This window comes from Sphingobacterium hotanense (assembly GCF_008274825.1).
Classification (GTDB): domain Bacteria; phylum Bacteroidota; class Bacteroidia; order Sphingobacteriales; family Sphingobacteriaceae; genus Sphingobacterium; species Sphingobacterium hotanense.
The window spans coordinates 1,734,193-1,756,794 of sequence record NZ_CP030848.1 but is presented as its reverse complement, the minus strand read 5'-3'; the positions used below and the strand labels follow the sequence as shown (position 1 = coordinate 1,756,794).

Genomic DNA, 22,602 nt, shown 5'->3' with positions numbered 1-22,602 from the left:
CATTCAACATACCAAACATATGAAATTTAAAAGTAACTGGTCTATAATCCTAAGCTTGTGTCTCTTAACACAACCCAGCGCCTGCCGAAAGGACATCTCTCCATTTGGCACTTACATAGACCAAAAACCAGCAGAAACGGAGTATAAAGAAGCAATCATTGTTTATTTTAAAGACAAAAACAATAATAAATACACCCTTCTAGATCCGTCAAGCTACCTTAGTGACAAAGCGATACAACGCAGAAAGATACAAAAGATAGCGATTGATTCTACCGACTTACCGGTAAGCAGGAAGTATTTGAGCGAGCTTCTGAAAGAAAGTGAAGGCAAGCTACTTAACACCTCAAAATGGTTGAACTATGCGGTTATTCACTTACCAGAACATAAAGATAACTTGGAAAAGATCAAATCTTTATCCTTTGTTGCATCAATCAAAACAATTGGAGTACATCTACCTTACCAGGAACCTGTTGTACCTCCGATCAAAAACGAGACACCGTTTGCCGCAATTGCCTCTACCAACATCTTAGACACCTTGAAGGTCGGTGCTGTTAATTATGGAAAAACCTATGGTTTACTACAACAATACGAGGCTAATTTATTACACGAGAAGAAGTTCTTTGGCAAAGGAAAGACCATCGCAATTCTCAGCGAAGGGTTTGGGTATTTAGATGAAAAACCTGAACTAATCCATTTAATATCGGAGCAAAAGATCAAGGATAGTTACGACTTGCTTTATAACCGCAGCGACATCAGTACGACGACCACCAATGGTAACAATCTCCTAGCTATGCTCGGAGCCATTAATCCGCAAAAGTTTATTGGCTTATCACCAAAAGCCGACTACATTTTGCTTCGTACGGATCAGAACGGTAGTCAAGAGCCCTTTTATGAAACCAGTTGGGTCGCAGGGGTCGAAAGAGCCGATAGCCTGGGCGTCGACATCATTAGCTCATCTTGTGTCTATGGCGTGAAATTCAATCAACCTCAATTTGATATGAAGGCCGAACAAGCCGATGGTCGCTCCATCAGCAGTAGAGTGGCTGATCAGGCTTTCAAAAAAGGCATCATCACGGTTCAAATGTTTCCGCAAGAGTCCAATGGTATCACCTTTATACTCCCTCCAGCAGATGCCAAGGATATTATTACAGCCGGCAATATCAACAAGCGGAATAAGCCATTGTGGAATGTCTTGAACAAGCCAACCGCCGATGGACGAATAAAGCCTGAACTAGCTGTGCTGGCGCAAGAAATTACTGTCATCTATGGATGGGGAGACTCATACAGCACCTCGGATACCCCTCCTATTCTGGCAGGGTTGATTGCCTGCTTATGGGAAGCCTTGCCAAACAAAAATGCCAAGGAAATAAAAGAACTATTGCAACAAACAGCCAGCCAAAGTACAAATCCAGACAACAAGCTGGGTTATGGTGTACCAAACTTTAAAAAAGCATATGAACAAGCCAAATAGAAATCCAAAAACTTTGGCCATGCCAAAGCATACATCGTTAATCAGCACCGGCATAGCACTATTCCTTGCGGCATGTTCCTTAAGCTCCTGCCAAAAAGATAGTGAAGTAAACATTAAACACATCAAACAAAAACAAGCCGTCGTCGACTATATCTTGGATCTTGAAAATCTATACATGATCAAATATAGTTTTCAGTATAACGATCAATATCAGGTCACTAAGATATACCGTGGCGAGCGCCATGCCAATATCAGCCAACTGCAGCTGATTGCTGAAGCACATTACGACACAAACAACAAAAGCAACTTACCGGACTCTCTATCGACCTATAATACACGCGGGTTTAAAGTCGGAGTAATCTTGGCGAAAGATTACAACAGCGTAGGAAAGGCCAACAGCAACAAGAAGTACCAATGGCACCCGAACCCAATCTACTTTCCTTATGCTTAATAAAATTCGCTATTAAGATAGCGCATTTTATTTATAATTATTTTAAATAACTAATATTCTAATGATTTTCTAAGAAGCTCAACCACGAATGACAACCGGAAGTTTCGTAGTCTCGAAGTTCAAATTAGCGATGTTGTAGGTAGAATCTGGCAGGTCTGTTATTGTCCTTACATTGTTCAATGCGACTTGCAGGTAGTAAGTTCCACGATAGTTCAGTTCATATAGGTATTCGATCATCGCTTCGATGTTTGCACGGCTGTGCAGTGCAGAATGAACGGTAGAGCGCACTTCAAAAGAAATGTTGGAGGATTGAAGAATACGATAGGATTCCTCAAAGGCATGGAAAGTACTAGCGGCTGTAATGGCTCTAAAGTCAGCTTCCAAAGCCTTTAAATCTAAGGAAACATAGTCTATAAGATCATCATCTAAAAGCGCTGACAGCGTCTTAGGACTGCTTCCGTTTGTATCGATCTTGACTAAATAACCAAGATCCTTTGCTTTTTGGGCAATGGTTTTTACGTCTTTATGTATGCTACACTCTCCCCCGCTGAGCACCACGGCTTGCAAAAGGCCTTTCCGCGACCGCAAAAATGATATTGCGTCTTCCACACTAATCTTCCCTTTTCCAAAAACAATATCAGGGTTGTAGCAATACTGACAACGCATATTGCAGCCTACAAACCAAAAGATGCAGGCTGCTTTATGAGGATAATCGAGTAAGGTGAAGGGGGTGATATCAAATAGCGGCTTTGCCATGTTGCTCACAGAATAAGGTTCGCTCCTTATGTTCCCCTTGCTTTCCAATGTTAAAGCTTTCTACAGGACGATGGTATCCCATGACGCGTGTATAAACTAAACATTTACTACGCTCTTGCTGATGTTGCTGCAACACCTGCTGTCTTTCATCATTCAAAATTTTCATGTGTGATATCTAATTTATGTTTATTGATAATTTCTTCATCGCATTGCGGACAATATTCATGTTGTCCATTCAGGTAACCATGTTTAGGGCATACACTAAACACCGGTGTCACGGTAATATATGGCAGTTTAAAGTTCGTTAATACGGTTTTCACAAACTCTTTACATGCTTCCGAGGTACTGATTCGCTCGCGCATATAAAGGTGCAGTACTGTACCGCCTGTATATTTACACTGCAAATCATCTTGCAATAGCAAAGCTTCAAACGGATCATCAGTCTGATCGGCTGGCAACTGTGAACTATTGGTATAATAAATCTGTGGATGCGTCCCTGCTTGCAGAATATCGTCAAAGCGTTTTTTATCTTCTTTTGCAAATCGATAGGTCGTGCCCTCAGCCGGTGTCGCCTCCAAATTATAGAGATTACCCGTAGTTTCCTGAAACTCCCTAAGTCGGGTTCGGATGAAATCTAATACGTTGCTAGCAAACTCTTTTCCCCATGGCGATACGATATTCTCTTGGTCGTCCGTATAATTACGGATCATCTCATTCATGCCGTTGACACCGATGGTAGAGAAATGATTCCGGAAATGAGGGAGATAGCGCTTGGTATATGGATATAGTCCGTTGTCATACATCTCTTGTACAAACTTACGTTTCTTCTCTAAGGTAGATTTTCCGATCTCCATGAGCTCGTTCAACCGTTCATACAATTCCTTAGGCTTACCTTTATAAAGATAGCCCAGCCTTGCCATATTGATAGTAACCACACCTATACTGCCCGTCATTTCGGCACTCCCGAACAGCCCATTTCCTCGCTTCAATAGCTCTCGTAAATCGAGCTGCAAACGACAACACATACTACGAACCGCGTTTGGTTTGTATGCATCAGGATTTTCAACCCGCTCGCCTGCATCATTTAAGATATATTGGCTACCGATGAAATTCTGAAAATAAGAAGAGCCAATTTTTGCTGTATTCTCAAATAAGATTTCTACATTTTCACCCTCCCAATCAAAATCCTCGGTAATATTGACTGTTGGAATCGGGAAAGTGAAAGGTTGTCCATTCGCGTCTCCCTCCGTCATCACTTCATAATAAGCCTTGTTGATCATATTCATTTCCTTTTGGAAATGCTTATAGGTCAAATCTTCTAAATTAGCTGCGCCTCGTTCGGCGGCAAACTTATTTAGTTCCTTGTCTTGCAAGCCAAGGAATAAATGGATGCCTGACTTCGTCGGAATTTGATCTTGTAAATCTTGAGGAACATTCCAATCGAGCGTAATATTGGTAAATGGTGATTGACCCCATCTAGCTGGTACATTTAAATTATATACAAAGCTGCGGATCGCTTTCTTCACATCGATCTGACTTAATCGGTCTTTGAATACGTACGGCGCTAAGTAAGTGTCAAACGAACTAAATGCTTGCGCACCGGCCCACTCGCTTTGTAAAATACCTAAGAAATTAGCCATTTGCCCTAATGCTTCCCGGAAATGTGAGGGAGGCCTGCTGTCGACACGCCCACGAACACCATTAAAGCCTTCGTCGAGCAGTACACGCAGACTCCAACCAGCGCAGTAGCCCGTTAGGCAGTCTAAATCATGGATATGAATATCCGCATTACGATGTGCATGGCCTTCGATCCTATTGTAAACTTTATCTAACCAATAATTTGCGATAATCTTACCTGCCGTATTATTGACCAAACCGGCGTTAGAAAATGAATTGTTCGCATTCGCTTGGATTCGCCAATCATTCTGATAAATATACTCCTCGACGGCATGGCTGCTATCGACGTAAGTACTTGAATCTACAAATCGATCGATATGCTCGCGTTGCAACTTACGCGTATGTCGAAAAAGCATAAAGGAGCGCATAACCTGAAAATAACCGCCCACATAGAGCTTCTTTTCAATGACGTCTTGTATATCTTCAACATCCACGAGCGCAGACTGTCCGATATCAGTAAGTACAGATTCCATGATCTCCTCATCATAAGGAATGGACACCGACTGAAAGGCTTTCTTGATCGCGTCTTCAATTTTAAATGGCTGAAATTTCTCTAAGGAACCGTCTCGTTTAATTACGTCTTTCATATCACAATTTTGAGTTTTAAGAGCAAGAATTTTTAGGATTTACCTAAAGCTACCCAGAAGTACGCAGAATTAAAATGACACAAAACACATATTCATTTTTTTCTAAAAAACTTTCAGCAAAATAAAATCTAAGCAAAAAGTATTGGCCAATATTGATAGCCAAGGGGAATATCAAGAATAGAAAATGCTTAAAACGATAGACTTATCTGTGCTACAAAGTTTCGTCCTGGTCTCGCTATTTTCATAATATCTTGATGTCGGTAATAGTGGCGATCGAAGATATTCTCCACGCGAATGTTACTGGTCAGTCGATGTTGCTTCAGCTTGAAGGTCTTTCGCAACCCCGCGTTCAATAAAGTCGCAGACGGCGTGTGAGTATCGCCATAAACTTCAGGGCTCACTTTGTTTTGAGCAGCATAATATGCCAATTCAACCTGTCCGGTCCATCCTTTGTAGTTCAGAAGGAGGTTATTGTTATTAGTAAAAGGTGAAATCAATGGAAGTGAATTGTTGCTATTATCTATCCCTTCAGTATAAGCGATCGTAGAGATCCACTCTAAATATTTAAAAGGTTTTAGACGTAAGGCAAACTCAGCACCGACAATATTCGCAGAAGGTAGATTAGCATATTGCTTTAATCCTGTGGCACCTATGGTCATCACTTGAAAATCACTATTGATGGCGCCAGCGATGTAATCTTTGAAGAAATAATTGTAGGCAGTCGCTTCAAGTCGCATCCAAGCGTATTGGTAACTCATTCCCAAACTTGCTTGTAAAGCTTTTTCGGTTTTGAGATCCATATTGCCCAAGTAATCGTAGTTATCTAAGCGATTGAATAAATAAAAACCATAATATTCTTGTAGACTCGCACTTCGAGTAGCATATCCTACTTTAGCCATCCAATGCCAATGAGCGCTGGGCTGATAATGCCCCATCAGACTCATATTCGCTAAGTGATTGCCCCGATCTAGATTTCCATCTTTCATTCCTGATAGCTGCGCCTCCCCTTGTTCGCTATAAAGCTTCGAATGTGAGAAGCTATAATTCCCTAATAGATCGAGTCCCCAATGTTCGGAAAAAGCGAGCTTGTCAGAAATATCTAAGCTGACATTATTGCGTTGTGCATCGGGAATGGTATACATGAACATTGGACTTCCTTGTGTAGGATACATCGTCATGTTAGCGGTCAATCTATTAACATAACCACTTGCACGAGCCTGTAAATAATGCTTACCCTTTTGAAAAGAGGTTTCACTATAAAATCCAGCAGTCCAAGAAACGCCTGGCATATCCATATGCATCGGAACGCTTTCGGCCGGACGCTTAGTATCATCCATCGCATGGTCGATGTGATTAAAATATACTTTACTGCGAAGATCTGTTCCGGTCGATTTCATAGAATAAACATGGCTTATTGACGCAATGTTCGCATTTGCATAGGCGACATCCATAGTTAAAGCAGGATAACCTATATTTTGTCCGTAATCAGCTAGATATTGAGCAGTGAGCTGGTTGCGATCGTTTATCTTATATTTGAACGCCAATGATCCGTTCCATTTTTGGAATTGCGAGTGAGGAATGACCTGCATATTTGCTGCCCGATACTCATGTGCCTTTCTGAATATCCCGTTGATCAAAATACCATAGCGGTCAGTGCTGTATTGTAAAGAAGCTAAGGTTTGAATAGCCTCGGCATTCGTTTCAAAGCCAGTTCCGAGCATCCCGCTTAATTTTGGATGTTGCGATAACTCAGGGGTAGCCAATTTAAAATTAACACCGCCGGCAATACCTGCACCATAATTATTAAAGGAAGGCTCCAGATTGACGTTTATTTGTTGAAGGTTGCTAGGCTCGATATATGAACTGATCGGGTCCATCCGGTCTGTACATGCACCAAAAATTGCCATACCATCAATACTTAAATTAATCTGCGCTGCGTTGAGACTACGTATGGTTGGTTCCCAAGCATAAGCGCCCCTCCGAATCATCTGCACACCGGCAATTCTGTCCAACAACTGATCGATATTTGCTTGCTTGGAAGCGCGCTGTTCCTTTTCAAGTTGCTTATTCACGCCAACCTGGCTCGTCACTACGACTTCTTCTATTTCTACATGTTTTAGAGAGTCTTGCTCCTGATGGTGTTGAGCGAGCGCATTAAAACTTAGTGCCGATGCACTTAAAAATAATATATATCGCATGCGTTTCATAAGCTTTGAATTGAGGTACAACCACTCTGTGCCTAATCTTCGGCGCAGATTATCATTAGTTAAAAGAGAACATCAAGGAATACATCTTTTCCTAGTTCGGTAGTCCCCTCTTTGATATCGAAGAACAATCTCCAATCACCGGTCATCGTGAAATTCACTTTGCCTTTGTAACGGCCGTTGCCAGCACCCACCGGGGATATATTGTTAGGAGAACCATGGTTCATGGAAGTCATTTGGGGATCAAAGTCTAGTGTTAATCCATTCTGTTCGGGAAATGAAAACATGGTTTCCCTTTGGAAGATCATAACTTCTAAATCATTCAATCCTATTTTTGGCAATGCTGGTTCAACCAGTGCCATCACGTATCGTTTATCATTTGATGCTGTAAAAGTCTTCACCGGCACATTGCCTGTAGGCGCGGCTTTCACTTCAATCGGAATACTGATCTCTTCTCCATTTACTTTGAATTTCATCTCCCAGGAACCTGACTCACCAGAAGGCATGGTAAACACGACATACCCTTCAAAACTATTCGTTTGATTCGAATATGTTAAAGCACTCGATGGCGCTCCGTGGGTCATGGTTCCCATGTCCATAATCGGGGAGAAACTTATATTGGAAGAGCTCTGTACTCGGCCGTCCTTCGTAAGTTGAATATAAATTCTTTGATAACCGACGGTTAGATCTTTGTCGCCCATGAGGGTGATTTCTTCATCATTGCTTAAAGTAACCTTCGCAATAATTTGCTTATCTGTTTCGATCTCCACAATTGGATCATCTTTCGAACAAGACCCCATAAATAATAGCGTCATGCAAAGTGTTAGGAGATAGCTTATCTTTTTCATTGTAATATATTTTTTGTGTTTTTAATCGCTGTTAAATGCTGCTTATGCCTTCATCCTCATAGATCGTTTTTGAGTCTAAAGGAGGATCATAAGTTTTTAAAAGTTTCGGAAATAATATGTTGATTTCTAAATGAATATGCTGAAGCAGATCATTCTCAAGCGCCTTTAACTGGGCATGTAATGAAATATAAGAATAGCAAGCGTTCTTCGGCGGCACGTAATTATTCGAAATCCTACGCAATTCTCGCAACTCGGCACCTAAATCTCCATGTCCATAACGAAGGTATTGGACCAATTGACAAGCATGTTGAGTAGTGAGCGTGCTTAAGTTATGTGCTCCGGGAAACAGTTGCTTTTCTTCCGTATCAATGTGGTTATATAAGTCAGCTAAAAATACATCGACTTCTTTTGCGAAAGTGACCAACTCAGGTTGCTCACTAGCATGTACCATAGCAACTCGGTGCGCTAAATTACTGATAACGGGACCATGCTCACGTATATAATAATGATGCACATTTTTAATATATGCCGCTAGGAAATCTAACTCCCAGCTCTCGAAGTTAAGATAATTAGTCGGCGCTTCAATTTTTGCCGCCTGTGCTAGTTTAAGTTGAAGCTCGGTTTCAGTAAGATCAATGGAAGCGGCGACTTCAGCAAGAGTCTGCTTGCCAGCACAACAGAAATCAATACCCAAACTTCTTAACAGCGAGGCATTCCGAATATCCTTCGCCGCGATCTCTCCAATTGTTTCCTCAGCTTTGGAAACATGGGTCCTCCCAATCCTCACCTGCCAAATTTGAGGTCCTGATTCTAAATATTCCCATTGGAAACCATCGCCTTTCTCCGTTAATAGTTGAAAGTAAAGCGGCTTCGGATCATGATCATTCTTGATGATAAACGATTCGCCTTCAGAGAGCGCATCAAAACATTCAAATATGGTTCTTACCTTTTCCTGAGTCGTTAAATTGCAGACCTCAAGTAAATTAGAAATAATCATGGCACTTAAAATTTAACACGTTATATTATCCTATAGATCTTTTTTCTTGAAATAACGAAGGGAAAGCCATAAAGGAATAATGCACCATAATAGCATTACAAACAGCGTAATCCCCATGCCCATTGTTGTTCCGAAAAAATCTCGGAAAATTGCACCAGTATATCCCATCATGGCCGATAGATCAAGTTCCAAAAGAATCAGAATACGGCTAATGTCGATCGGGTTGAACATTGACAAGGCGACCATTAGATTTTCAATGGGATAATCCGAGAACTGGAATAACATAAACAGTACTAAGGCGTCAAAAAGTAATCCGAAGTAAAGCCATAATAAGATTGCAAGTCCGATCCCTTTTGACTTATCTCTTATCAATACAGATGTCCACATGGCAATTGACACAAATATCAACGACAACAATATACCGCATCCTATCAATGTTAAACCAGATATGCTGAATGCATATACGAAGGTTGGCACTGCGACACCAATGATAAACGATAGTGTCAAAGCACCTGCTAATCCAATAAATATACTAAGCCAAATATGAGTACGCTTAAGAGGCTGACTCACAAGCAGGTTAATAAACTCGGCGCTATTATATAAGTAAATACTTGTAAACACAATGTTCACCAAAGGAACAACAAAAAGCACAATATTCAGTAAGCTAACCAAGCCTTTTTCATAGTTATCCTCCATACTGTAGACGCTAATCGACAGCACAAGCAGCAATAACGTGTAGACTAGGATAGTCTTATTCCTCAATAGGTCAACGAATACATATCGAATAATTTTATTCATGGACAGCTCCTTTGTTAGGGTGGTTTGGCAGAGTCATTACTTGGGCAATTGCTTTCGATAATTTTTGTGTGCCTGTGTCTTCTTTTAATTGTTGCAATGTTTTGTGAAAGATCAATTGACCATCTTGCAGATAAATGATTTGTGAAACCATATCATCCAAATCACTAAGCACATGTGAACTAATAATAATCAGCTTGTTTTTATTCTTCTCTTTTTGGATTTTATCTTTCAGAATCTCGGTTGAAAGTGGATCGAGACCTGCGGTAGGCTCGTCCAGAATTAACGCTTTTGGGCAAAACATAAAGGCCAAACAGGCGCTTACTTTTTGGCGGGTACCACCCGATAGGGTCCCCATTCGCTTACCAAGCAGTGATGGCAGATTAAAAGCATGATAAAGCTCCAAATCCAACTCGCTCTCTGGCATCTTGCGGATATCTTTCATCATATCCAAAACCTGAGCAATAGTCATATTTTCAGGATATTGCCCTATTTGCGGCATATACCCAATTTCGTTCCGATAAATCCACTTCTGTTGGATATTCTGCCCTTCGAAAAGGATGTTGCCCCCACTCGGAACAACCATACCTAGAATCGTCTTTATCAAAGTGGTCTTACCACTTCCATTTGGTCCGATCAAAGCGATACACTCTCCTCCTTCCAACTGAAGATTGATATCGTTCAATGCTTTGAGCTTTCCAAACTCTTTTGTGATATGTTGAATCTGAATCATACTTTCATCGATTTCATTCGAGGCTTTTCATCTTTGAGGCTCTCGGGAGTTAAACTTGGTAATAACTTCTCTGTACGATCAAATAAGGTGACCATAAAACTTCTAAACAGTAGCATGGCCGAGGGATAGCGCTCCACTAACATAGAGAACAAACTAACAGGACGGAAAGGAATATCCCCTATCCCATCTTTATCAAGGTCGTATCCTTCATATTTGTCCCAAAAGTTATTCTCGAAATAGTTAAGCGATAAGGATCCGTTTGTGGCTACGTCAAAAGTATTCTGCATGAAATTATTGTCTTTAAATCTATTGTCCATGCAGCTTGCCTGTATTTTAATTGCCCAGCCGTTGTCCTTAAAATTATTTTGTTCAAGATGGATCCGATTGGATCCTTCCATAAAAATTCCAGTGGTATTTCTATCGAAATGGTTATTAATAATCTGGCTATCGGATATATCTTTTAGGAGAAGACCATAGGCCGCATCTCCCCAATTTTCTTCAAATCTATTATTCTCCATGTGTACATTCTTGGTGTACATCACGGCTACGCCCGCCCCATTCGAGCGGAAAGTATTCCCTACATAGCTATTATCATGTGAAAACATGAAATGCAGTCCGTAGCGAAGATTATCTTGCGACAAGTTATTCAATACATGAGTATGCGTCACGAATTCTAAGTACACGCCATCACGATGACCGATAATCTCATTTTGTTGGATATCCAAACTGTCAGATTTCCATCCGTGGATACCATTCCCGATCAGCTGTTCCGCTTTTCCATAGGCACGAATTTTATTTCCGCGTATTTCTAAGCGCTTGCAGTTCTGCGAGTAGATCCCAAAGAAATTATCATCTAGAATGTTGTCTATCACTTTGACATCATAGGTATTATAAATCTTTACCCCAGCGATATCATCCAACGATGAGTGTCCGGACGACTTGAATGTGAATCCTTTGACGAGGACGCCATGTGATTTGATAGACAAAGGCTCATATTTCTTTTGTCCATCCAGGGTTGGATTCCCTTTTCCTAAGAAAGTAATCGGTTTGTCGATAACGATATTACCTTCTTTATATAAGCCTGCATGCACTAATACAGTATCGCCCTCTTTGGCCAACGCAATCCCTTCTTTTATCGTTTTCACACGTTTTCCAACGCCTATTTCAATGGTAGCAGCATGAGAACTCGCTGCTACCATAAAATAAACAAACATTGTACTAAATATATTTAAGGCTAAGCTTTTCATCTTGTTCAAACTATTTCCACAAATCGTCCCATGTCATGGTAGTCCCACCTACCGAGGCTTTTGTTTTTTCCAAATCTGCGTTATTGCTAAAGGCAGCAATATCTCCGCGCATCGGACTCTTTAGTTTTTCACTTTTTAGATAGAACATTTTCTCTGCCGGCAACAATTTATTTGTTAAATAATCCGGCAAGAAAAATACCGCGACATCTTCCTTCTTCACTTGGTTTTCTTTAACGAAAGCGACCATGCATTGAACATCATCAAAATTATAGGCCCGACCTTTCTTCGTAAGTAGCTGTGTGCCGAAACGAGGATCGCTCACTGTCATCTTACAATACGCACATTGATCCGATCCATACTTAATCGGCTTAGGTTCATTGTTGCCTTGACAAGCTTGCAATCCAAACATCAGCAACATTAGGCTACTCAGGCATAGCAATAAAATCTTACAGCTCTTCATAATTAATTTAGTTTTGTGTTTTTTGATTTTCTCCATTCTTGCACCGTGCAATAAGCGATGATCACACCAACTAGGATAAAGATCCACCCTCCAATATCAGGGATGGAATAGGCTCCAAAGTTGAGCAACTGCTTATAGCCGATTAACGGAGGTTGGTAGGACATTCCCGGCACCTTAATGGGAGCATTGGGATCAAGGTTGTGTCCATAATTGTATTCCCATATGTAGAAATCTACCATAGCCACCACTCCGAAAAGCAAGAAGGCAAAGAATAGGAAATACAATGCTTTCCTCTTATTGCTGATTGCGACAAAAAGGAATAATGCAGCAAAGACTCCGATGATATACGGAAGTACCGTAAACTCAATAAAATCCTCTGCATGAAGTGTTTTCATACCGATATAGTGGTTCAATCCATTGATAATATCCACTTCTCCGGCCAACTTATTACTGTAAATTTGCAGTTCTAACCCTTCGGGGTATTGAGCTGCATCCAGCTCAATACGCCAAATAGGTAAGAAGATGACTGCTACTAAAGCCACCCCGCATAGCCCTATCAGGAAGCGGTGCAAAGGTGACATGTTGTAGTTAGTTTTCATCTTTGGGGGTTTTAGTTAGCATTCTCCGCAGGTAAATTAGTACCCACACTATATGTCACTGGTACATTACTTCCTTTTTTAGAGATGCGGATATATCCTTGCATTTCTTGGTGTAATGCACTACAGAAGTCTGTACAATAGAATGGGAATACACCAACACGATCCGGTACCCATTTCAAAGTCTGAGTCTCTCCTGGCATAATTAACAATTCACCATTTCTAGCACCCTTTACAGCAAATCCGTGCGGCATATCCCAGTCTTGTTCTATGTTAGTTACGTGGAAGTAAACCTCATCGCCCAGTTGAACTCCTTCAATATTATCCGGCGCAAAGTGCGAACGAATGGATGTTAAATAAACATGGACTTGATTTCCTTTTCGCTCGACGCGAGCTTCTTTCTCACCTTTTGCTGCATAAGGATGTGCATTTTCTTCGATCTTATAAATCTTCAGCGCACGTTCTTTGATCTTATCTGCACGCATCGCTTGCGCGTGGTGAGGCTCTCCGATCGTCGGGAAGTCAAGAATCAATTGCATCTTATCTCCGGAAATATCAAATAACTGTGCACTTTGTGACAATTCAGGACCTACCGGTAAATAACGGTCTTTGGTGATTTTGTTATAAGCTACGACGTATTTCGCATCTGGAGTTTTTGTATCACCGCCAGGGATCATCAAGTGACCTGTTGAGTAATAAGTAGGAACACGGTCGATAACTTTCAAGTCTTTGATGTTCCATTTTACTAATTCAGATGATACGAAGAACGAAGTAATCGCATTTCCTTTACCATCGAATTCTGTATGCAATGGGCCTAAACCTGGTTTCTCAACCTCACCATACAACGCCTCTTCGTATTTGATAATTGGAATACCACCGAATTGTCCGTCGAATTTTTTACCAGCAATTGCTTTCTGCATTTTGTCAAAAGAAAATACAGGAATCAAAGCCGCTAGTTTACCAGAACCTACGATATACTCACCTGTAGGATCCACATCGACTCCGTGTGGAGATTTAGGACATGGAATATAGTAACAAAGGCCCTCTAACTCTTCCGCATTTAAAACGATCGTTTCTGTTTTGAACTCAGTCTTTGCAGTATGAGATTTCTCATCGTACTTGTTATGTGCATACTTCAAGTTAGAAACCTTCTTGCCTTTTCCTGCTTTCAAATACTCTTCGGCTTTTTTCCAGTTAACGGCAAGAATAAAATCCTTATCGTTTTTCGAAGCATTCACTTCCAACAAAGTATTTGCTTGCTCTGTATTATAAGTCGAGAAGAAGAACCATCCATGTGATTTGCCTTTACCTGCGCGACTTAAGTCGTAGTTCACGCCAGGGGTTTCAATCTGGAATGCCAAGTCCATATTACCGTTGTCTTTATTCACGCTGACAAAGCTTAACGTACCGCGGAAATTCTTTTTATAAGAATTGATAGGCACATCACCGTCTCTATCATCCGGTGGAATAGAGAAACGAGTACCTGCTACTACATACTCTGTATTCTCAGTAATGAATGGCGATGAGTGGTTACCACCGCTATTTGGCAATTCAAGGATTTCCGCAGTACGGAAAGTTGTTAAATCTACACGAGCAATACGTGGCGTATTATTCGCATTTACAAATACCCATTTACCATCATATTCACCGTCAGTCTTAGAGATTTGCACGTGGTGCAAGTCGTCCCAAGGCACATTTCCATGTGATGTTTCCAACATTGGTTTGGTTTCCTCACTAAATCCCCATCCTTTTTCCGGATCTAACGAAAAGACCGGAATAACACGTAACAATCTACCTGATGGTAAACCGTAAACTGCTAATTGTCCACTGAAACCACCAGAAACGAAGTTGTAAAACTCGTCATATTTCCCTGGTGCAACGTAAGCTTTCTCGGCAGCATTGCCACTTACGGCTTCGCTTGCGCCTTTCGGCTTACAGGACTGGAAAGTTGACATCAGCGTCACCGCTGCCAACCCTGCTAATACATACTTTTTAAATTCCATTATATTATGAATTTGGGGTTAATAAAATGTGCTATCGATTATTTGACACCATCATTCTCACGCATGTATTCGTAAATTTGGCGAGCTTCCTCATCAGTAATATTCTGATTCGGCATACGCACCAAACACAATTCTAACTGCGCTTGTAAAGCTGGGTCTTTGTCTAACATCGGGTCTGGATTTGTAACGAAGTTCATGATCCACTCAGGTTTTCTACGTTCAGTAACGCCTTTCCATCCTGGTCCTACCAAACGCTCATCGCTCATCTTGTGGCATGATGCACACTTCACATCGGCAACTAGTTTGCCTTGAGCAGCCATCGCTGGATCTAGCTTTTCGCCGATTTCAACGTTTGTAAACTTTCCTTCTCCGCGATGTTCGTCATACGCACTCGCGTCATTGCCTGCAGGAGCACTTACCTCTGAAGTAGACTCTGCTTTTTTGCTCTCGTTGCTGTTTGATGAACATGCGTAGATAAACATCGCCATCAAACAAAATACCATTAGTTTTTTCATAGTTTGTCAGTTTTCCGCCCTCTAAGGAGGTCTATGTATTATTGTTATTACAAAGGTATCGGGAGAAGAAGTATTGATTTTATGCGTTCAATCATATTTAACGAAAGACTTCTATTCATAACAGGTAAAAAGTACCATAGCGCTTTATAAATGAGGGTGATACCGCATATTGTGATTTTAATCACAATATGAGTTGATACAAATCAGTCGATTTAAGGCCACTTGTGGATATTTTTGGTTAAAACTTATTATTTCACTAACATTTAGACTATGATTCCAATCGAAATACTTTTGGAAAAAGGAGCAGTCAAAAAGAATGTTGATGCTGGAGAAGTAATCTACAACGAGAATAGTACTTGTAATTATTACTATCAAATCCTTACTGGTCGAGTTCGCCTGAGCAATTTTCTAGACGACGGTCGCGAAGTACTCCACAAGGTGGCCTGTGCAAACGATGGATTCGGTGAAGTCGCCATTTTCGACGAGGGTCTTCACGGAATTACCGCTATCGCTGACTCCCCCACAACACTAATCAAGGTTAGCAAAGATGGATTTAAAGAAATCTTAAAAGAATATAGTAGCTTCTATCAATTCTTTGCACAAAAAATCGCTAAGGACCTCCATTTTAAGCAATTCTTAACGAGTCTCGTTTGTAATTTCGCACCAGAAGACATCTTGCTTAAGCTGATTCATAAATTGAACGAAGATCGGCAATTGATCTGCCAGGAATGCCATCGCCTGATGTTGACGAGGCAACAGCTTGCGAATATGACAGGCTTGCGCGTAGAAACCATTATCCGGACCATGAAGCAGATGGAAAGAAAGGAAATCTTGCAGATTATTAAAGGGAAAGTATTTGTCCCAGCCGATGGACTTAATTAGAAGAGATAACACGAACACATGTTATTCGTGGCGGCAGAATGTTTTGAAGTTTTTTACACTAGCTTCTTGGAAAAGTATTAATAGAGGCTACCTCGTAAACAGTTGAGTACATCTGTGAGCCAAATTAAAGAATAAAGAGAGACTACTCGCTAGGGTAGCCTCTCAATTTTAATAAGACTAAAAGTAGCTTAATGACTAGGTCTTTCGCAAGCTACAGCGAACATAAAATTCTCTAAGGATTTCTATTTATTCCCATATAATGGGAAGTTGCGATCAATCGAGCAAATACATTTGCGAAAATTACAGAATTATAGACCTTGGTATAATAGTTACCACTGTACACGCCATAGTCAAGGGATCCGGGATATGGATGCTGACCAAACGCAGTCCTTGGAACCGGAAAGTCATGTCCATCGGTCGTAGTAGCGAAAGGAAAGTAAATATAAGATCCACTGTTCTCGCCGTTCGGTTTGTTGGACGATAAAAAGCTGGTATCTCCAACATAAAAGAAATGCTTTGTCTTATGCCGAAACATTGTCACTCCACGTTGAGGGTCATAGTTTCGTGAGTGATATGAATAAATAAATACTTCTGATTCGGGGATTCCTTCTAGGTACAGCGTATGTGATCCATCTTGCCCCCAGTTGACGTTCCTGACGTCTCCAAAACAGTAATTTAAGACATCAACATCTTCAGTAGTCGTTCTATGAATGGCTCCAGCAGCATCATGAATTACAGCATCGATATGAGTACCAAATATTTTGCTCATAAAATTCTCCACGTTAACACCTGTTGATTCTATCATTAAAAAGACAACTCCTCCTCTTTCGATGTAATTATATAACGCATCATAATCAGCAGCATTAAATCCAGAAAACATTCCAGCAATAACGACATCTGGATAAGTAGCAGGATTTGCTAGTTGAGCCTGCAGTTTTCCTGCACCGACTGAAATCACCTCATGGTTAAATCCATCCACACGTAAATAATTACTTTGAGGTCCGAAATTATACGGATTTCTTAAAAATGCACCTGAAGCCAATGTTGGAACGGACGCGCCATAGCTATAGGCAGAATTTCCCTCTACATGCAAAATTGTCTTTCTTGGAAACACCTTCCACATTTTCATTACGCCATTTAATATCTTTCCTTTGCTAGAGCCTGTGTAATCCCCAAAAACAACAGTTCCACCATCAGGGAATTTTTCTGTAAGTGTTTCGGTAGTACCATTCATCAATTTTACTTTAAGATCAAAAAATTCAACTTCAAAGGATTTCGTATTGACATCTGCCGTATAATAACTCGCCACCTTTACTTGTTCAGAATCAGCATCTTTATTCGTAAAATTGAGTAAACCAATACTCTCATCGGTATAAAGGTTTCCTTGGAATGCGCCGGTCAACAAGTTGAACTCGCCACCTTTAATCGTATTTGCTGCATAGTTGGCTGAAATATCGACAATATCAGCAAACATTCCTTTTGTATCAACTTCAACTCTCAACTGAGCCATTTGGTGTTGAAAGTTAATTGAAATTGGCGTGGATCCATGCACGGAAGTTACCTCGCCACTGGCATACAACAAGGGCATATCGGGCTGTGAATAGATATTCGGTGTTTCTAGGTCGATTGACCCTAAATCAGCCTGATCGCTTGAATTATAAGAATAAGCATACCATTTATAGGTTTGGCCTTCGAAAACATCAATCTCTAATGCTACTCCCGCGCTGGCAACAACAGCTTTTTCCATGCGATTTGTCGTTGTATTAAAAAGTAATACACGGTATTTTACACCGTCGTCCATCTTAACAACCGCACTCCTCAACGAACCATTATTTGATACATTTTTAGCAGTACTATTTAAAATGCTTGGCTGTTTCAAATTCAAATCCATTTCTTCTTTAGAAGTATGGACATCCATCGTAAATTGACCTACTTTTATAGATGGTTTTGATTTACTGCTCGATGAGATACCACCAAGCTCCACGGCAGACTCTGCTTTATTGGTGGCCGGTTGGCTCTGTGCAACAATACCAGCAACATTGATAACCAATTTAGGGTCTCCGCTTTTACCGGTAAAATTCTCTTTGCTACATGAACCTAGCATTACAGCCGCAATTAATAGTCCTGCGCAGGTTAGGAACATCCTCGATGCTCCCATATTTTTTAATATTGAAATCATTTTCATGGCTAGTCAAAAAATCCCCAATCTTTGTTAATTGTTTCTTCGGTTTCTTCGGTCACCCAGGGACTCGAAATTTCCGGTCCTCCACCCGGCTGCATGGTCGCTGAGGCAGCAGCAACGCCACACTCCAGTTCGAGTTCTTCACTCGTTATGCGCGGTGGAACATAGTCTTTGATTAAAATTTTACGTTTATCCATCGTGTTTTAAATATTTTAAGCGATTTACTCAACTGATAAATCGCGTCAAATGTCAATAATGGACGGAATATGAAAGAATACCTCTATACTAAGGATATACAATAGGATATACGTCAGATATACGCTGTAGGAGAACAAGTCCACCCCCTTCACAGTATAAAACTGAAAATCAAGCTTCTAGTAATTAGGCACACAGCTCCTGTGTCCCATATGATTATTGAAATGACAAGATAGATTAGGTTGAGAGGGATTAAATTGTATCATTTGATGCCTTTTTACAAGGTTTTTTGCGAATTAAAATCGCATTATGCTTGTCAAATAGACAGTAAAAACGAAAGCTAGCGCAGGATTAGGTCCTACGCTAGCTACACACTAACACACGATAGACTAAGGAGTTCTGTCTATCCCCATATAATGGGAGGTTGCAACAAGTTGCGAAAAGATATTTCCGAAGATCATGGAATTTTCAACCTGCCATGATCCTGCTGACATCGGATAGTCTAAGGAGCCTACGCTACTTTTTACGCCATATTTTGTATGGGCGATTGGAAAGTCACTGGAATTTGCACCGGAGGTAACAAATGGCTTTTTATAGTTATAGCCCCACTGATAGTTTCTTGCAGAATTGGCTAAAAAATAGGTATCTCCAACGAAAACGAAATTCTTCGTTTTATGTCTAAACATGGTTGCGCCATCTTGTGGTGCGAAGTTTCGTGAGCTTGTGCTATAAATATCTATATCGCTCAGAGGAAGACCACTAACATACAGCGTTTTTGAGTCGTGCTGTCCCCAATTCGTTCCTCTGGCATCTCCAAAAGGCCAACTTAGATATTCCTGAAATTGATCCGTCATGGTATAAACAGCGCCTCCAGCATCATGTTCGGCTAATGATATTCCACTTCCGAATAGGTTTTGAAAAAAGGTTAAAGCCGCTTGATTGTGCGTTGTACCAGTTTCTTCGATCATAAGGAATACAGCACCGCCCTTATCCAAGTATTTTCTTAAGGCAGTGTAGTCCGTATCATTAAATTTGGGCTCCATACATGCGATAATGATATCTGGATAATTCAATGGATCGGCAAGAGCATCTGCAAGTTTTCCCGCAGCGGCATTGATTTTTGTATGTGTAAATCCTGCAATTCTAAAATAATTACTCTTTGGTCCAAAATTTAAAGGATTGTTGATAAATGCACCTGAAGCAACTTTTGTATTATAGGCCGCCGTAACATAGTGTTCATAGGTTTCGACATGCAGTATAGATTTTTGAGGAAATACGGTCCACATTTTAAGATTTCCCGCTAAAATCTTCCCTTTGCTTGAACCTACGTAATTATCGAATGTTACAATTCCGCCGTCTGGAAATTTGGAAGCAAGAGATTCAATGGCTCCATTCGGAAGCTTGATATCTAACTTAATAAATTTTACCTGATACGCATTTAGCGTAACGTCAGCAGTGTAATAGCGAGCAGCTTTAACCCGATTATTATTGGGTTCAGTAGTGATAAAACTCAGTTGTCCGACTGAAACTTCTGCAAGATTCCCCTCAAATGCACCCGTACGAATATTAAAGTTCCCCGTTTTGACATAATTCGCATTAAATACGGCTGCTAATTCTTCAATATCACCATAAACGTCCCTGGTATCCACCTCAACTTTAATTTGCGCTAATTGGTGCTGAAAATTGATATTGATGGGGGTCGACCCTACATCGTTGGCTGTTACAGTCCCATTTGCGTACAACAATGGGCGATCTGTCTTAGACTCTACCTGCGGATTATTGATATCTGGAGCGATTATGTGATCTGCCGTATTGTAGGAGTAAGCATACCACTCATATTCCTGGCCTTTATACACATCAATTTCTAGAAGTGTCCCCGCAGTTGCAATCTCAGAACGTTCAAATTTCTTCGTCGATAGATTAAAGAGCAGGATACGATATTTGACGTCATTTTCCATCCCAACAACCGCTGCCCTCGAATTTCCATGGATAGATGGACTATTCTGTGTGCTGCTTAGTCTATTAGAAAGATTGATCTGTTCAGTGTCAGATGTTGTTTGGGAATTGATTTCTACCGTAAATTCGTCAACCGCGAATGATTGGTCATTATTGTTTGAGTTCGAGGAGAGTCCACCCCTGCCCCCATTTACAGCTTTAGACAGATCATAAGCATCTTTCGTTTCTACAACTCCAGCGACTGCTATACTAAGTTTTGAAGTTTGAGAATAGTCGACATATTGATCCTTGGAGCAGGACGAAAAGATAGAGCTGCTAAATAGTAGGGTTAGCAATAAATAAAACATCCTAGATATTGTATTTATTATAGCTGTTGTCATCATATCCATTGCGCTAACCAAATAATTCCCATTCGTTGTTTTTGACTTCTTCGTCCTCTTCTGTAATCCAAGGATTGTTGTTCCCATTTCCACCCCCCGGAGAAACTGTCGCTGAACTTGTGGCAATGGAAGTCTCCATTTCAATTTCGGCCACCATAATACTTGGAGCGAGATACTCCATTTTTAGCCATTGCTTAATACTCATTATTCGCATTAGTTAATTAATATTTGTTCATAGGTTAAGAGAGCGCAAGGTTAAAGAAATCAAAAAAAAGGCAACAACATTATGCTACCACACAGGTACTTTTGAACAATACAACATACATACAACATCAAAAAAACTGAATCAACAAGCTGATAATCAAGAGCGATAAACAAATTGAAATCGGCAAAAATGAGATTTTTAGAGGAAGGAAAGAATGAGAAAGGAAGGCTTGGGGAAGCCCTATATAGAGGATTCTGAAGATTTTGTAGCGATACGATCTATCCACACATACAAATCTTCATCCGAAGCTATTTGGAACGACTTTCTTAAGCGATTCTTTTTCGTTTGCACACTTCGTATGGCAAGGTGGGTATAACTCGCGATTTCCTTTGTCGTAAAGCCAAGCTTCAACATCGCACAGAAACGAAATTCTTCCTGTGTCATGTTGGGGTTGATATCCGCCAGGGCTTCGTAGCAATCCGGGAACACCTCTTTAAACACAGATAGAAATAGGACGTTATCTTCCATCGCTAGCTTGACAAGTCGCTCGATTTGAGCAGATTGAGAATTATCATTTAATTTGCGCGTTAATTTCATAATAATTTGATCACTACGTTCTTTTTGTTCATAGAGACGCGTAATCTCACTATTTTTTGTAATGATGAAAATAGCATTGAAGCCCGTAAAAACAACCAATTGCAAGAATGTATGAATTCTGGTTCGACGAGCAAACTCCACCGATTCCCCCATTTTGATATCAAAGAGCTCGAAGTCGTAGCGGTGACCAATATAAAAGAACGTTAGCACCAGCAATAATAAGGTAAGTCCATAAAAATAATTTTTCCGTTCATTGAATAGGAAGATGCATGCGAGAAGAATGCCGAAATAATAGAATGTTAATCCATTATCAAAACCTTTGGCTGAAGAAAACACAAATATCAGGACGCTACAGAACAGGACGATGGAAAAGACGAAAGAGTCTCGAAAACGTGCTTTCGTAAAAAAGAAAAGCATTAAGATGATAATACCTAAGGAAAAAAGGAATAAGGATGTTAAGAAGAAGCCATCAAATAAATCTTTGATCGCATCAACGAAGAAGAAGATACATAGCAAGAACGCATATTGATTTAGCACCCTTGCTTTCACATATTCTAAACCTCCCAAATGTGGTGATAGATGTCGATTAGAAATAAAATCCCAGAACTTCCGTATTCCCATACTTTTATCCGATAACATAATGTAAGAATACCTTCAACACTTAAAAATTAGTTAAACCATAACTTCAAGCTACTGTTTAAAGTTATTTTAAACTTAAATTACAAATGCTGAAAAATATATTTCGTTAGTGCGCCATGCGCGTATTCATAGATACGCTAAAATAGTGAAATATAAAACACAATTCAACAACAATAAGGAAATGATATTCCTGTAAAGAAAATTATGTAGCTATTAAGCCATATGA

Annotated in this window: 21 protein-coding genes; 3 read left to right on the top strand and 18 right to left on the bottom strand. The window is 40.3% G+C overall.

Annotated elements, in window-relative coordinates:
• Positions 1–19 precede the first annotated feature (19 nt).
• Positions 20–1,471 (top strand): S8 family serine peptidase, encoded by a 1,452-nt coding sequence (locus DSM08_RS07200; RefSeq protein ID WP_149525525.1) that lies wholly within the window; start codon positions 20–22, stop codon positions 1,469–1,471.
• Positions 1,455–1,922 carry a hypothetical protein gene (locus tag DSM08_RS07195; RefSeq protein WP_149525524.1) on the top strand — a complete coding sequence of 156 codons (468 nt, stop codon included), beginning with the start codon at positions 1,455–1,457 and terminating at the stop codon, positions 1,920–1,922. The genes DSM08_RS07200 and DSM08_RS07195 overlap by 17 nt, the downstream gene beginning before the upstream one ends.
• A 78-nt stretch (positions 1,923–2,000) precedes the next feature.
• Here the strand turns inward: DSM08_RS07195 and DSM08_RS07190 are convergent, their stop codons facing one another.
• From DSM08_RS07190 to DSM08_RS07135, 13 genes are all read right to left on the bottom strand, one after another.
• A complete protein-coding gene (locus DSM08_RS07190) occupies positions 2,001–2,678 on the bottom strand; it encodes an anaerobic ribonucleoside-triphosphate reductase activating protein (RefSeq protein ID WP_149525523.1) in 678 nt (225 codons plus the stop codon).
• Positions 2,659–2,844: an anaerobic ribonucleoside-triphosphate reductase gene (nrdD, locus tag DSM08_RS19360; RefSeq protein WP_149525522.1), complete on the bottom strand. Its 186-nt coding sequence runs from the start codon at positions 2,842–2,844 to the stop codon at positions 2,659–2,661. The genes DSM08_RS07190 and nrdD overlap by 20 nt, the downstream gene beginning before the upstream one ends.
• Entirely contained in the window at positions 2,828–4,942 is a 2,115-nt protein-coding gene (locus DSM08_RS07180) for a ribonucleoside triphosphate reductase (RefSeq protein ID WP_149525521.1), read from the bottom strand. The genes nrdD and DSM08_RS07180 overlap by 17 nt, the downstream gene beginning before the upstream one ends.
• Before the next feature lie 188 nt (positions 4,943–5,130).
• Positions 5,131–7,140 (bottom strand): TonB-dependent receptor plug domain-containing protein, encoded by a 2,010-nt coding sequence (locus DSM08_RS07175; RefSeq protein ID WP_187774001.1) that lies wholly within the window; start codon positions 7,138–7,140, stop codon positions 5,131–5,133.
• Between the two features lie 68 nt (positions 7,141–7,208).
• On the bottom strand, positions 7,209–7,994 hold the full coding sequence (locus tag DSM08_RS07170) for a FixH family protein (protein WP_149525519.1): 786 nt from the start codon (positions 7,992–7,994) through the stop codon (positions 7,209–7,211).
• A 31-nt stretch (positions 7,995–8,025) separates the two neighbouring features.
• On the bottom strand, positions 8,026–8,991 hold the full coding sequence (locus DSM08_RS07165; protein ID WP_149525518.1) for a DUF542 domain-containing protein: 966 nt from the start codon (positions 8,989–8,991) through the stop codon (positions 8,026–8,028).
• Positions 8,992–9,021: 30 nt separating this feature from the next.
• Positions 9,022–9,789, bottom strand: coding sequence for an ABC transporter permease subunit (locus DSM08_RS07160; protein WP_149525517.1), 768 nt, complete (start codon positions 9,787–9,789; stop codon positions 9,022–9,024).
• Entirely contained in the window at positions 9,782–10,519 is a 738-nt protein-coding gene (locus tag DSM08_RS07155; RefSeq protein ID WP_149525516.1) for an ABC transporter ATP-binding protein, read from the bottom strand. The genes DSM08_RS07160 and DSM08_RS07155 overlap by 8 nt, the downstream gene beginning before the upstream one ends.
• Positions 10,516–11,766 (bottom strand): nitrous oxide reductase family maturation protein NosD, encoded by a 1,251-nt coding sequence (locus tag DSM08_RS07150; RefSeq protein WP_149525515.1) that lies wholly within the window; start codon positions 11,764–11,766, stop codon positions 10,516–10,518. The genes DSM08_RS07155 and DSM08_RS07150 overlap by 4 nt, the downstream gene beginning before the upstream one ends.
• Positions 11,767–11,776: 10 nt before the next feature.
• Positions 11,777–12,226, bottom strand: coding sequence for a nitrous oxide reductase accessory protein NosL (locus DSM08_RS19125; protein ID WP_223110878.1), 450 nt, complete (start codon positions 12,224–12,226; stop codon positions 11,777–11,779).
• A gap of 2 nt (positions 12,227–12,228) precedes the next feature.
• Complete coding sequence (locus DSM08_RS19120) at positions 12,229–12,825, bottom strand: hypothetical protein (RefSeq protein WP_246172516.1); 597 nt, start codon at positions 12,823–12,825, stop codon at positions 12,229–12,231.
• Between the two features lie 11 nt (positions 12,826–12,836).
• Positions 12,837–14,825 (bottom strand): Sec-dependent nitrous-oxide reductase, encoded by a 1,989-nt coding sequence (nosZ, locus tag DSM08_RS07140; protein ID WP_149525514.1) that lies wholly within the window; start codon positions 14,823–14,825, stop codon positions 12,837–12,839.
• Positions 14,826–14,863: 38 nt separating this feature from the next.
• Positions 14,864–15,340: a c-type cytochrome gene (locus DSM08_RS07135; RefSeq protein ID WP_149525513.1), complete on the bottom strand. Its 477-nt coding sequence runs from the start codon at positions 15,338–15,340 to the stop codon at positions 14,864–14,866.
• A 270-nt stretch (positions 15,341–15,610) separates the two neighbouring features.
• Here DSM08_RS07135 and DSM08_RS07130 point away from each other — a divergent pair, with 270 nt between their 5' ends.
• A complete protein-coding gene (locus DSM08_RS07130) occupies positions 15,611–16,222 on the top strand; it encodes a Crp/Fnr family transcriptional regulator (RefSeq protein ID WP_149525512.1) in 612 nt (203 codons plus the stop codon).
• A 232-nt stretch (positions 16,223–16,454) separates the two neighbouring features.
• On the opposite strand, the gene DSM08_RS07125 is transcribed toward DSM08_RS07130, so the two are convergent.
• The 5 genes from DSM08_RS07125 to DSM08_RS07105 form a co-directional block, all read right to left on the bottom strand.
• Positions 16,455–18,380 carry a fimbrillin family protein gene (locus DSM08_RS07125; RefSeq protein WP_149525511.1) on the bottom strand — a complete coding sequence of 642 codons (1,926 nt, stop codon included), beginning with the start codon at positions 18,378–18,380 and terminating at the stop codon, positions 16,455–16,457.
• 29 nt (positions 18,381–18,409) lie between these two features.
• A complete protein-coding gene (locus tag DSM08_RS07120; RefSeq protein WP_149525510.1) occupies positions 18,410–18,601 on the bottom strand; it encodes a hypothetical protein in 192 nt (63 codons plus the stop codon).
• Between the two features lie 387 nt (positions 18,602–18,988).
• Positions 18,989–20,902: a fimbrillin family protein gene (locus DSM08_RS07115; protein WP_149525509.1), complete on the bottom strand. Its 1,914-nt coding sequence runs from the start codon at positions 20,900–20,902 to the stop codon at positions 18,989–18,991.
• Positions 20,903–20,948: 46 nt separating this feature from the next.
• Positions 20,949–21,140, bottom strand: coding sequence for a hypothetical protein (locus DSM08_RS07110; RefSeq protein ID WP_223110877.1), 192 nt, complete (start codon positions 21,138–21,140; stop codon positions 20,949–20,951).
• 240 nt (positions 21,141–21,380) lie between these two features.
• Complete coding sequence (locus tag DSM08_RS07105) at positions 21,381–22,376, bottom strand: helix-turn-helix transcriptional regulator (RefSeq protein ID WP_223110876.1); 996 nt, start codon at positions 22,374–22,376, stop codon at positions 21,381–21,383.
• Positions 22,377–22,602: the final 226 nt, after the last annotated feature.